We start from the raw sequence: 12,588 nt of genomic DNA on the forward strand, positions 1-12,588 counted from the left end.
GAAAAGCGAAATGTCGCTTAGCTAAGTGTCCAGTCTGACTGGAGCAGATCACATAGATAACTTCTGTTTGCATATGCATATAAAGAAGGAATACAGCCAATAGAAAACTAACGCCGTTCAACCACCTTAATGCTTGTTTACGCTCTGCATCATAGAAAAACATACTGACACCAACAAGGCAGAAAGGATAACAACCTATAAGAAGTAACAACCAGCCAAGGTAGCTTGATATTGCCATATCTGTCATTTCTGCCCCCCTAAGAGCCGTTAGAAAACTCAGTGTACTTTAGAGTAACCATTCAACTATTAGCAGTTCACACAATCGAGTTTCGAGTCACTTCAAATTGGGGGTTGATGCTGGGACGTTAAGCGTGAGCAACACCTAACCGAAACCATTACACTGCAAACACAAAACTCGACGCAACTGAAAATACCGAGTGTTGGGAATTAGTCTTAAGCCAACAAAAACTAAGTGCTACTCTCCACTTTCAAAGTGGGCAAATACTTCTGCACCAGTCATATTTTGTGTTTCATTTTTAAATTCGTAGTATTCGGGCTTTTCATCAATAAATATCTGATGAGTTAGCTTGTAGTCATCCCCAGACATCAATAATCCGACAGGAAGGTGATACTGATTATTTGGCACTAAAAAGTAAAACAAATGAGTACCACATTTACTGCAGAAACCTCTTTCTGCCCAATCGGATGACTTATATCTCACTACATTTGATTCACCTGATATTTTAACTGAATCAGCGCAATCAATGGCTAACATCGGACCGCCCGACCAATTTCTACACATACTACAATGACAAGCCCCCAATTCATTACTGGCGTACTCTACTTCCAACTTAACCGAGCCACATAGGCACTTTCCTTTACCTTTCATGAATCCTCCAATCTTTGCAATGTGTGTAAAATGAATAGCAGATAACGCTTTTTATACCGATGACTTAATAAGAAAGGCTATTTTTTGTTTCCCTTCTCCGACAAATACACGGCATACTTTTTAGAGATCCAGTTATGAATATGAAGCCCTGTTTTACGAACAAGATACCAATCTATAGCAACTAAAATCACCAAACCGATTACAGTTCCCATTATAAAACCTCCATGCTCATTGAATTGTCACTCTAGCAAATAGGACAGAAAAGCACCGTGAACCTAGACATACTATCAATGCAAGTTGGATGAATCAGCGCGACCTGATGTTTTCAGCCACACGCCACAGCACACCACTTGGGTCAGTGATACAAAACTCAAGCATTCCCCAAGGCTGTTCAACAACCTCGGAAACGGTAACTTCAAATTCCGACACTACATTAGAGTTCTGGATGTGTCGATACCAACTTTTTACGTCTTCAACCAGCAAGTGCATCATGTAATTGTGACAGTGCGCAGGTTCATAAAAGTTTTGCAAAAGGAAGGCGCAACTTCCGTGTCGTAGATAGGCGATATCGTGAAATTCAGACATCACTTCGAAGCCGATTGACTGGTAAAAACGCTTAGATAAATCGAAGTCTTTCGCGGGCACGAAAGACTTAATTTCTGAGACTTTGAGGTTTTCCATCCTAGATCCTTATAGTGCTGATATTCTGGTCCTGACACGCTTAACGCTTTAAGTGGTTACGGCGTTTATTCAGAGCTCTTAATCAGAGTCTTGCTGAAATGAGTCGACTTCGGCTTTAGTTAGATAACGCCACTGGCCTGCTTCAACATCTAAACGAACATCACCAATCTGCTCACGGTGAAGGCCAACAACTCGGTTACCTACCGCAGCAAACATTCGTTTTACTTGATGAAACTTACCTTCTGTAATGGTCAACAGCACTTCTTTACTGGTAATCACTTCAAGCTCTGCCGGACGCGTCAGTTTTTGCTCGCCCTGCAATTGAATGCCCGCTTTGAACTTGTCAGCGACATCTTCTTTGATACCTCGTGACAATGTCACGCGATAAACCTTCTTACATGACTTGGTTGGCAGCGTGATGTTGAATGACCATCGCCCATCATCGGTAATTAAGACTAAACCTGTGGTGTCGGCATCTAAGCGCCCTGCGATGTGCAGTTCTGATGCTTTTTCTATCTCGATGTAGTTAAACAATGAAGGATAAACTTCATCGATATTAGAGCAGATAGTACCCGCAGGCTTGTGCATTAGGAGGTAACGAAATTCACGCAACTTAAGCGGCGTGCCATTTAACAAGATGGTGTTGCTTTCATGAACCTGGGCTGACTCATCAGTAACTGTTTCACTGTTTACGTTCACCTCGCCATTGTGGATGCGTTCAATCGCTTCAGGCTTGGTTAGGTCAGTGCTTTTACATAGGTATTTATCAAGGCGCATTAATCGTCGGCACCACATTTAGCACAAGGCTTGTAAGTTCGTTCACCTTGCTCGATAACCACATAGTCACCAACGCACTTGTCACATAAAGCGAGCTTTGGGTAAGCCTCTTTTTGTTTCTTTGCGTTAATGTTGCCTTCGGTGGTGTATACGGTTCTCATTTTGATGCCTTTGCTTGAATAACGTGAGAGGCGCAAATTGTATCACTGTTTACATCTTGGATTGGAGTGGTGGTTCATAGATAAATTGATTTTAAGTACCGCTATTCCAAGTTCCCGCCCCGTAACGGCTTAACCATGAACAACAAAATCAACGTGCCACGCCTATCAGTGGTAAAATGATAAAAGCTCACCAACTTATGAAGTCGATAATGAAAGATTGTAATCAATGCGGAAAATGCTGTATCAAATACGGAGATGGTGACCTTGCCGCAACGCAAGAAGAGATTGATTTGTGGGAGTTGTTCAACCCAGACATCTTTGAGTATGTTCGAGGAAGCGAGATCTGGTTCGACCCTGAATCTGGTGAACGTTTAACTCGCTGCCCTTTTCTGGAGCTAGTTCCGACGAAAGACACCAAGGCTCAAGCCAAGTACACATGCAGCATCTACTTAGACCGACCAGAAGATTGCAGACACTATCCAAGCCTGATTAATGAGATGGTACGAGATGAGTGTGAAATGATTGAGGTGGTGGATTTACAAGACACGAAGAAAGCTCAAAGGAAACTCGACCTGTTGATGAAAGACAGCCGCCCTTCAAGCTATTCGTAAGCGATGATCTTTTGAAGATCAATCTTCAGCGTTAGCCAATAGCCGCTAAAACCTTAAGCCAAATACTGGTTCGCTTCTAACCAATCAAGCGCAACCAGTGCTGCCAATGAACATACCGCTCTGTCGTTGCCATCAACAAACTTAAGCTCTTCGATTTCGGCATCTGGAGACAGTTCGCCAGTATAATCAGCAAGGTAACAAGTCAATTGCACTGATACGCCTTCCGCTTTGCCATCAGCTTGGCCTGTAAACGTTTCAACGTATTTGATTGAATCAGGCACTAAATCTACGGAGATCTCTTCTTTTATTTCGCGAACCAGTGCTTGCTCGTCACTTTCGCCAGCTTCACGCTTACCACCCGGTAGGTAGAACAGTTCTTTGCCTTTTGATCTCACCATCAACAACTTGCCGTCTTTGATGAATATCCAAGCCAGCTTATCAATTACCTTATTCATGTTCTTAGACCTTGTTATTTAAACAATTTGTTATTTCCGAACACTAACGAACTTTAAACCGTTAAACAATAACGAATGTGAACAAGTAGCAAAGAAAACAAAAGTGCCGATTGAAGTTGCTATAAGTGGAATTCCAAACGGCACAACTAGTCGCTTAACGCTAACTTAGTTAAATGCAACTGAACGATGCTTACATCGGTAGACATCAGCGGAAATTGAAGTCGGATTTGACCCGTCTGTCGCTATAATATTCGTAATATGGTAGCGATTTCCACCTCGCATAAATACTTCATTGGCTAGCTCTGTGTACACTGACTTAGGATTAGTTTCTTGCACTACGTGGCTGCCAATAACGTTACAAACTGTGTTTTCAATCTCAGCAAAAGCAATAGGCTTAACTTCATGAGCGCCTGGCAACAATTGAACTACTCCCGATGGCTTCACTTGATATGAAGTCGTCGGACAAAGATAAAATTCTGCAACTACACTGCTTGGTCGTCCACGGCGAGTATCAAGCACATCCGCTATTCGATAACGATTTCCGCCGGACATATATGCTTGGTTTTTGAGAGCCGGAATCACGTTATTTGGATGGGAATCTTCAAGTGTATAAGTATCGATCATTGTACAATTTAAGTTATGTACAGCAATTTCAGATATCTGACCGACAGACATGGCTTCTTTCATAACAGGAATTTTTCGCGTTACACAAGCATTCAACGCAACTAAAGCAATAAGAGCTACAACAACTTTATTCATATTAATTTATTCAAAAAAAGAACGCATAGTACAAACGTAAACTGTTGCTTTGAAACAATATATTTGTATCGTTACGACTAAAATAGCCAATCATAAGCTATAGAACCGTGACGGTTAACCACAACATCTCAACCATCACGTTAATCACTCGTAATAATCAAACCGCTAATCGACTAGCCACTTAAGCGCTGAGTCATGGTCTTCGAATGACTTAATCTCACCAGACACAAACCAGCTCCCTACTTTTGAAGCGAATTCTTGCCAGCTTTTATCACCATAAATCGCGATTTTGTCTATCTTAGAATTGAGCTCTAATCCAAGTTTGAAATCATCCCAAGCAGCACGCAACTCCCAACCCGTTAAGGTGGAGATGTCGACCAGCATCTTGAGTTCAGATGAATCGAGTTCTTCTAGCGTGGTATTTAGAATTGGCATCATCGCTTGATAGTCATCGTGTGTGAGTTTGCCTTTCGCTTTAAACACAACAATGGTTTCACCGCTAACACGTTCAATGCCAACCGATATTCCATGACGTTCGATACTCATAACCTAGCCCTCATAGTAGAAACTAGAGTTAGCTTAGAAGATTAAACAGCAAAGAGATGAGAGGTTGGCGTCAAAACAGACATGCATCCAAACGAGTTTTAAATACTGATATTTTAACAGCGCTTAATCGCAACAACCGAATAAGTGTGCCAATGCTTCATCCTACCCAGCGACGTGAGTGCTTGTTCGTCTCGCTCATGGAATCGTACTATCTCAAAGTCGTTGAATAAGCTAAGTACTTTGGCTTTTGTTAACGGCGTTGTTGGGGTTCGATAGCCATGTGCCCAACTGTCATCGACGCCCATGAAATCGCCCGCGAACACGCCTCCCACTTCAAGACAGTTTTCAATATTGTGCCAAACCTCGTCAAAACGGGTTGGCTCAGCAAAAAACAGACTCGAATTGGCAATCACTACGCCAGATTTCGGGTAATCATAGTGTTCAAATCCACTTTCAGATATCTCGACCAAAGATTTGCGACCAAAACGATCCCGACATAGTGCAATCGAATCAGGATTAACGTCGAAGCCATACACTTGATACGCTTGCTGTTCTAAAAAGGCGATGTCACTACCTGTTCCACAACCACAATCAATCGCAACATTTAAGCCTGACTCATTCAGTTTAATTGCGTACTCAGTTCTCTTTAAATGAGGTTTGCTTAGTGCCTTTTGGTAATACTGACGCCAGATCTCAGAGTGATCATCCATGGTACTTCTCCAACAGTTCGCTTAGGGATTGAACTTGCATGACATTCGGATGCCCTGACTTAAGATCAGCGCCCTCCGTGTTCAACCACACCGCTTTCAAACCCGCTTCAAGTGCTGGGTAAATGTCTTTGTCTAAGGTGTCACCCACCATGGTGATATCTTGTGGTGCTACACCGAGTTTGGAAATGATGGCAGGATAAAAGCCCGAATCGAACTTAGAAAAGCCAATGCTCGCCTTACAAAAGTAACCCAATATATATTGAGAAAGGCCAACACGCTCAAAGGCTCGAATGATGTCGTCTTTACTGGAATCACCAGCGTTGGTGGCAACATAAACTTGTTGAGTTTTCGATAGATCAGCAAGTAATGCGCGAGCACCACTCACTTCTTGTACGGTTTCCCAGTCACACATCTTCCCTTGTGCGTCTGGGAAATCGACCATCAGCGTATTGCCCCAGTCGAATAAGACTATTTCTGTTAATTCGATTAGCTTTGTCATCTTGCCTCCTGCATTAGTCATCGCACCTTTATAGGCCATCTCTTTGATAGGACAGAATGTTGTCGAAAGCGATATCGAAGTAGAGTTCGTAGCTATTTTGTTCAACATAGCCCAAATGTGGAGTCGCTGTGACGTTTGTTAAGGACAGTAGCGGTTCGGTGTCTGTTGTTACGGGCTCACAATCAAACACATCAATAGCGGCTGTTTTGGTCGGTACCTCGCGTAGTTCATGATACAGAGCCATCGGTTCGACTAACTCCGCGCGGCTGATGTTCACAAGCAGTGAGTTCGGCTTCATCAAGCTGAGGTCGTGTGCCGTAACACATCCTCTGGTCACATCATTCAAACGCAAATGCAAAGAAAGCACATCAACTTCTCGGAAGAAGTCTTGTTTGGTTGTTGCTGCTTCTAATCCATCCGCTTGTGCTTGATCACGTGAAGCTTGGCTGCCCCACACTACGACAGACATCCCAAATACTTGGGCATATTGTGCAATGCATTTTCCGATTTTTCCGTAACCCCAAATACCAAGCTTCAAGCCCTTCAAAGTTCGACCTAACCCTAACGAGCCTGAATCTTGCCACTGGTTTTGCTTAAGGTTTGACGCGTAAGTAAGAATGTGGCGCGATGCAGCCATAATCAACGCCCAGCATAATTCAGAGGGTGCGACTGGCGAGCCTCGGCCTTCTAACACGGTAACACCAAATCGTTCGCACATTTGCGGGTCGATATGGTTACTTACTTTGCCCGTCTGGCTAATCAGCTTGAGGTTTGGGAGCTGCGATAACAAAGATTCGGTGATCTCGGTTCTTTCACGAATGAGCACAATTGCTTCAAACGAGACTAACTTAATGGCGAGCTCTTGCTCTGAATAAGTCTGGGTAAATACCGTGACATCGTGTTGTTCGAGTTTGTTGAAGCAATCGAGGTCTTTAACGACGTTCTGGTAGTCATCCAATATCGCTATTTTCACATCACTATCCTTGTGAATGTTAATCTTCTGGCGTTAGTCAAAAGTAGCCTAAGTGCCATGCCTAACGAATCAACACATCACTCGCTGGGACTTCACTATTGATGAACCACTTTGAAACGCTCAAGTACCAACATCATGTCTTCACTTGGGTTTATATTGAGTTCTTCACATTCGCGAGAGAAGAAGTTCCAGTGAGCTTCTCGCCACCATTCGAGTGTTTTATCGCCCTCGCCTTCGGCAGCAGCAAACTCAGCGGTCACTTCGTTGTATTTGCACGACGACACCGAGGTAATCTCTACAATGCAGACGGGCTTGCCATCCCAATCGGTGACAACTTGCAAGTGACCAACTACTGGTCTCGTCTCGCCTTCATGGGTATACCAGTATTCAAGGCCGCAGGACGCCTGTTTTTCACCCTTGAGAATCAACTGCGCGCAGAGGTTGGCGTTGTATTCATCAGCACAGTAATAGTCGGCACTAAAGGAGGTGTATTGCGAGGCAACCTCTGCTGGCAATGTGTTGAGGTAGCTATCGAGATAAGCTTTGCTTCTTTCTTCCATGATCTTTCCAAATTCAATATTAGGTTGAGCCGATAAATACTCATAGATTAAGCATCTGGCTGCATTGGGAGTAACCTATCAAGCCAGGTTATTGCTGTAAACCGAGTGAATATCAAAATGTGGGCTGAGAAAGAAGAATATGCATGGGAATGTTTGTGAATAGATACCAAATAAAACAGAAGCAGGATATACCAGCCTCTGTTGTTTATTAGTATGACGTTGTCCAGTTAATGAACTATTGAAGCCACTCAAGTCCACATTGCAAGACGATTACACGCTCAGTTTTCGCCCACTATCCATACCCACCAGCATTCTTTCGAAGTCACAACACATAACCAACCGTGATATTAAATCTATTGTTCAGTTTATTTATCCAACATCGATGTTTACGTATCGTACAACCTCAAGCAATGCAGCAGCCCTACAGCGTTAAGTACGTTAGGCCAGCGACTAGTGGGATTGGTTAGCCACACATTGCCTTTACGAAATTAAATAACGATAGGAAATATCATGAACAAATCACTTATCGCACTCGTTCTTACTGCTGTTTTAGCAGGTTGTTCATCTGGCAGTGGTCTGAACCGGCACAACCTCAATTTGATGGTGACTATGGTTTCGAAAACATTGACCCAGGTTTTGGAAACGGCGACTCTGATAGTGATGTCGACAATGGGTTTGATAATATCGACCCTGGATATGGCAAAGATGATTCAAAAAACATTGCTGATACCATTGAACAAGCTGATCTAGGCTTCGTCTACATCCCAGATATCGGTGATGTATCATTTTTTAATAAAGACACTGAAGCTCATATAAGCGCCGTAAAACAACGTTCTGATGATCACGAAACGCTATACAGCATCTACGTAGATGATAAACGTGTTGGTGAAATCATCATTCGTGATAACTATGTCAAGGTTAGCTCTGGAGACAAGATGATCTCAGGTGAGCAGAAGTCTTATCTTGATACTGAACATACCTTTTGGACTATTCGAGGTACGAACGGCAATGTAGTTGGTGACTTTAAGCGTCTCGACGATGGTGTTTGGGTGTTCCGTGAAGAAATGAACCGTGAAACATTTGTGGTTAAGTATCACGATGGTCAGTGGAACTTCATCCCTGTCGCAGACATTAAAAACAAGGTTAAAGACAACTTGCCGTCGCAAGCACAAGCCACCAAAGTGCGAGCAAAAATGCAGGTTAATAAGCTACGTACTTTGAAGTAATACTTATCACCAATCCCATATCAAAAAGGCATCCTCAAATCCAAGAGGATGCCGATCAAGCATCAACCAAGAATACATAACTAAAAAGCTCAAGGAAGATCCGGACTAGGTTACTAATTTACTGGCATTCAGTACTTTGAATTCGCCGATATTTTGTATACATAAGCGAGAGATCCAATGACCATCAAAAAGTTCCCCCTTCTGACATTAGCCGCTGTCTTGCTGTTCACTATGTCTAACGCACAAGCCAATGAACAAAACCAAGAAGAAACTGCGATAACATTTGGCCTATCAGCTGAACGAGGGTGGAGAGATTGGTCTGCTTCTTACATCAAATATCGTGGTCCGGGAAGCATCGGTTATGGCATCGAGTTTACTCGCTCGGCTTATAACGAGATGAAGAATCATACGAATACAAACAACGCGACAACGAATATCAGTTTCACGCCCCTATTGGTATCACCGAAAACTTGTACATCACCCCAGGTTACGGGATCAAGCGTACCCACACGGACGTCACTTTAGATAGCCGCGAGTTCTCTGATAGCTCAACCAAACAAGTCGGTGGCTTAGATGCAACCTATATTATGGACAGTGGCTTTGTTGTAACCGCAGGTTTTGATAAAGCAGAAGGTGAAGACGTCGAGTTTTCGATTGGTGCAGGTATCGCATGGTAAAGTCGACTTAAGGAAGCATACGCAAACAAAAAGGGCCTAGATTTCTCTAGACCCTTCTATATAACAGCGTTTTGTACTCGACATTATCGAGTTACACGAAATGATTAATCTTCGATGTAGAAAGCTTCTACTGTGCCTTTTAGAGTAATAAGCATTGGCTGACCAAAACGGTCTAGCGCTTTAGGAGAAGGGATCTTAACCCAACCTTCGCTGATGCAGTATTCTTCAACATCAGTACGCTCTTTACCATTTAGACGAATGCCGATTGGGTATTCGAAACACTCAGCCACGTGGTGTGGGCTGCGTGGGTTACCTGCAAGATGATCTGGTAAAGCTGGTCTTGAATTAGTATCGCTCATGTTCATTACCTGTATGTACGTAAATAAAAAAAGTGCGTCATTCTAGTCAATATAGGCTTGGTGCTCAACAACTGGTGCAATAAATCGTAGAGATCGTTTTAATCAGCGCCTAGTTGTTTGATTTAGCAGCGGTCGTTGCAGCGTTTCAACACAAAACTTTCACAGATTTCAACATTTCTAACGAAGTTAAGAATGATTACCCTAATATAAAATAAAAGCACCCAGCCCGTTGGACTGAGTGCTCATAAACGAGTAATCAATGATTATAAAGTTACGTTACCAGTCATAAGTTACGCTCGCAATTACGTTACGGCGGTCACCGTAAAAGCAGTAGTAATCACACGTCGCAACGTACTCTTTGTCTGCTAAGTTCTTCGCTGCAACTTGGAACTTATAATCTTCAATACGGTAGCTCAATGTTGCGTCAAACAACGTGTAAGAAGACACTTTGTTTGTCTCGGTATTGTCAGCGTAAGAATCACCAACATAACGAGCACCCGCACCAATAGTTAACCCATCTAGTGGACCATTTAGGAAACGGTAGTTTGCCCAAGCTGAAGCCAATTGGTCAGCAATTTGTGACGGCGTATTGCCTACATTGCTGCTTGTCGCATCTTCAGTTATTTCAGAATCGATGAATGAAACGTTACCAATCAAGGTTAATGCTTCGGTTACGTTTGCGACAGCTTCTAACTCAAGGCCGCGGTTACGAACTTCACCAATTTGTGTTAGTTGACCTGCAACTTGACGCGCTAAGTTTTCTTTCGAGACTTCGAATGCGGCAATATTGAAGTAGCCATCAAAACTACGCGGTTGGTATTTCAATCCCACTTCGTATTGCTCGCCACGTTCTGGTTTCGCCGGGTCACCATTTTGATCAAGCTGAATGATTGGGTTGAACGACTGAGCATAGCTCGCATAAGGTGTAAAACCACTATCCATCAGGTAAGCAACACCGAAGTTGGTTGTCCACTCTTCGTTATCGACCTTCGTTTTAGCACCAGTAGTCGTGTTATGTGTCTTGTTTTGGGAATCATCGTAACGAACACCGATTTGTACCGCCCACTTATCCGCAATCATCATTTGGTCTTGTAAGTAAAGGCCTAATTGATTATTTTTCGTTTTAGTGGTTTGACGATCTGATTCATCAAGTGGCGCAAATGTTGTTGGATTCAACAAAGTTACATTTGTGCTGTATGACGGGTCAAACACGTTAAAGATTGGGTTCGGTATATTTCCTACACCCGGCACAGGCAAAAGACTGTTTCCGTCACCAATGATTGGATCAGCAGCGTAATCTTTACTATCAATATCGATGATCTGGTAATCAATACCAGTCAGCAAGGTGTGCTCGACGGAACCTGTCGTAAATTTATGGATCAAACGATTATCGATGTTAAATGCGTCGGATGTTCCTTCTTCAGTTGATGCTTGGCGGATAATAGAAGAACGTGTTGGATCGTAAGGTGCTAGAGCCGTATCACCAACATACTGCGAGTAATACATTTGACGTAAGTTAATGTCCATTTGGCTGTAGCGTGTGTTTTGCATGAAATAAGTGCGATCATTGAAATGATGTTCAAATTCGTAACCTACTGAGATTTGTTCACGCTCAAACGTTTCCCAATCCGTATTACCTAACGCTGTGCTGTCACTAATAGTGCCATTTGGATTGGACGTTAACGTTCCTTCCATTGGTAGGAACTGCAGGTACGGGTCGGAATCATCTTTCTGGTAGCTAGTTAGTAGTGTGATTTTTGTGTCGTCTGTAAATTTGTAAGCCAGAGAAGGAGCGATAAAAATGCGTTCAGCTTCTACACCATCGACACGGCTACCATTTTTACGACCAAGCGCTTGCAGGCGAAACGCCATTTTATCGTTAACTTCAGAGTTCACATCTAAGCTAATTTGCTTTCGATCATCAGTACCGTATTCGATAGCAAACTTACCCGAGCCACCATCAAACTGTGGACGCTTACTGATTACGTTAATAACACCACCCGGAGGAGTTTGGCCGTATAGCGCTGATCCTGGACCACGCAAGATTTCTACTCGCTCCAAGCCAAACGGGTCGATTTGCCAACTGTAAAAACCAGATGAATACAAACGCGTTCCGTCTTGATACAAGCCACTGTTAGCTTGCTTAAAGCCTCGGATAACAAACCAATCTTGCTTGTTGTCTTCACCGAAGTAGTTCGCTTGAATACTTGGCGTGTACTGTAATGCATCGGCAATACTGATCGATGCTCGATCGTCCATCTGTTCGCGAGTCACAATCGAAATTGCACGTGGTGTCTCACCTATCGCAACATCTGTTTTTGTTGCTGTTCGACTGCTTGATCCTACGTAACTAAAATCAGGACCTACTGAGCTGTCTTCAAGTTGCTGTCCAATAACAACAACGGTTTCATCCTCTTTTGCCTGAACCAATCCTGACGATATAACTAAAGCGACCGCAAGTGCTGTTGGGGTGCGCATAAAGTGCCGATTCATATATTTCTCCTTCAATACGGCTATGAACCAATTGCAAAAAAGAACAAATGATTTTTACTTTTAAATCATTTGTTCTTGAACCTAACTAGGCTCTTAAAAACTCAAGCGACAACACTTTCTAGTGCTTGGTGCGCTTGAGCCAAATTCCCTTTACTCAACTCAATAAGATTGCCGGTATCCATTTTTAGAATACGTTCAACTTCTTCGTTGAA

Annotated in this window: 15 protein-coding genes and 2 pseudogenes; 3 read left to right on the top strand and 14 right to left on the bottom strand. The window is 43.0% G+C overall.

The window, feature by feature from the left end; all coding sequences use genetic code 11:
• The 5 genes from AB6D07_RS16590 to AB6D07_RS16610 all read right to left on the bottom strand — a co-directional run.
• Window positions 1–247: hypothetical protein (locus AB6D07_RS16590; protein WP_372140734.1), on the bottom strand; the 247-nt coding region annotated here is incomplete at its 3' end.
• Between the two features lie 228 nt (window positions 248–475).
• Window positions 476–889 carry a GFA family protein gene (locus AB6D07_RS16595; protein WP_017104354.1) on the bottom strand — a complete coding sequence of 138 codons (414 nt, stop codon included), beginning with the start codon at window positions 887–889 and terminating at the stop codon, window positions 476–478.
• Window positions 890–1,195: 306 nt separating this feature from the next.
• Window positions 1,196–1,570 (bottom strand): VOC family protein, encoded by a 375-nt coding sequence (locus AB6D07_RS16600; RefSeq protein ID WP_017104355.1) that lies wholly within the window; start codon window positions 1,568–1,570, stop codon window positions 1,196–1,198.
• 78 nt (window positions 1,571–1,648) lie between these two features.
• Window positions 1,649–2,347, bottom strand: coding sequence for a pseudouridine synthase (locus AB6D07_RS16605; protein WP_029223188.1), 699 nt, complete (start codon window positions 2,345–2,347; stop codon window positions 1,649–1,651).
• Entirely contained in the window at window positions 2,347–2,508 is a 162-nt protein-coding gene (locus AB6D07_RS16610; RefSeq protein ID WP_017059212.1) for a hypothetical protein, read from the bottom strand. Before AB6D07_RS16610 ends, AB6D07_RS16605 begins: the two co-directional genes overlap by 1 nt.
• A 209-nt stretch (window positions 2,509–2,717) precedes the next feature.
• Between AB6D07_RS16610 and AB6D07_RS16615 the strand changes: the two genes are divergently transcribed.
• Window positions 2,718–3,119: a YkgJ family cysteine cluster protein gene (locus tag AB6D07_RS16615; RefSeq protein ID WP_017065706.1), complete on the top strand. Its 402-nt coding sequence runs from the start codon at window positions 2,718–2,720 to the stop codon at window positions 3,117–3,119.
• Window positions 3,120–3,172: 53 nt separating this feature from the next.
• Here AB6D07_RS16615 and AB6D07_RS16620 read toward each other — a convergent pair whose 3' ends face one another.
• The 7 genes from AB6D07_RS16620 to AB6D07_RS16650 form a co-directional block, all read right to left on the bottom strand.
• Window positions 3,173–3,574: an NUDIX domain-containing protein gene (locus tag AB6D07_RS16620; RefSeq protein ID WP_017097423.1), complete on the bottom strand. Its 402-nt coding sequence runs from the start codon at window positions 3,572–3,574 to the stop codon at window positions 3,173–3,175.
• Window positions 3,575–3,739: 165 nt separating this feature from the next.
• Window positions 3,740–4,333, bottom strand: coding sequence for a hypothetical protein (locus tag AB6D07_RS16625; RefSeq protein ID WP_017104356.1), 594 nt, complete (start codon window positions 4,331–4,333; stop codon window positions 3,740–3,742).
• Between the two features lie 165 nt (window positions 4,334–4,498).
• Window positions 4,499–4,879, bottom strand: coding sequence for an STAS/SEC14 domain-containing protein (locus AB6D07_RS16630; protein WP_017099881.1), 381 nt, complete (start codon window positions 4,877–4,879; stop codon window positions 4,499–4,501).
• A 113-nt stretch (window positions 4,880–4,992) separates the two neighbouring features.
• Window positions 4,993–5,589: a class I SAM-dependent methyltransferase gene (locus tag AB6D07_RS16635; protein ID WP_017104357.1), complete on the bottom strand. Its 597-nt coding sequence runs from the start codon at window positions 5,587–5,589 to the stop codon at window positions 4,993–4,995.
• Complete coding sequence (locus AB6D07_RS16640) at window positions 5,582–6,088, bottom strand: HAD family hydrolase (protein WP_029223189.1); 507 nt, start codon at window positions 6,086–6,088, stop codon at window positions 5,582–5,584. The genes AB6D07_RS16635 and AB6D07_RS16640 overlap by 8 nt, the downstream gene beginning before the upstream one ends.
• Before the next feature lie 28 nt (window positions 6,089–6,116).
• A complete protein-coding gene (locus tag AB6D07_RS16645; RefSeq protein ID WP_372091873.1) occupies window positions 6,117–7,061 on the bottom strand; it encodes a D-2-hydroxyacid dehydrogenase family protein in 945 nt (314 codons plus the stop codon).
• A 95-nt stretch (window positions 7,062–7,156) separates the two neighbouring features.
• The gene (locus AB6D07_RS16650) at window positions 7,157–7,621 is read right to left on the bottom strand and encodes an ASCH domain-containing protein (RefSeq protein WP_017104359.1); all 465 of its coding nucleotides are present in this window, start codon (window positions 7,619–7,621) and stop codon (window positions 7,157–7,159) included.
• A 510-nt stretch (window positions 7,622–8,131) separates the two neighbouring features.
• On the opposite strand from AB6D07_RS16650, the pseudogene AB6D07_RS16655 reads away from it, so the two are divergent.
• Both AB6D07_RS16655 and AB6D07_RS16660 read left to right on the top strand, forming a co-directional pair.
• Window positions 8,132–8,847 (top strand): annotated as a pseudogene (locus AB6D07_RS16655) (membrane lipoprotein lipid attachment site-containing protein).
• Window positions 8,848–9,024: 177 nt separating this feature from the next.
• Window positions 9,025–9,524 (top strand): annotated as a pseudogene (locus AB6D07_RS16660) (hypothetical protein).
• Between the two features lie 104 nt (window positions 9,525–9,628).
• Here the strand turns inward: AB6D07_RS16660 and AB6D07_RS16665 are convergent.
• Together AB6D07_RS16665 and AB6D07_RS16670 are read right to left on the bottom strand one after the other, a co-directional pair.
• A complete protein-coding gene (locus AB6D07_RS16665; protein ID WP_029223190.1) occupies window positions 9,629–9,883 on the bottom strand; it encodes a DUF3297 family protein in 255 nt (84 codons plus the stop codon).
• 276 nt (window positions 9,884–10,159) lie between these two features.
• The gene (locus AB6D07_RS16670) at window positions 10,160–12,361 is read right to left on the bottom strand and encodes a TonB-dependent siderophore receptor (protein ID WP_017104360.1); all 2,202 of its coding nucleotides are present in this window, start codon (window positions 12,359–12,361) and stop codon (window positions 10,160–10,162) included.
• Window positions 12,362–12,588 lie beyond the last annotated feature (227 nt).

This window comes from Vibrio sp. 10N.239.312.C11, assembly GCF_041466065.1.
Classification (GTDB): domain Bacteria; phylum Pseudomonadota; class Gammaproteobacteria; order Enterobacterales; family Vibrionaceae; genus Vibrio; species Vibrio tasmaniensis_A.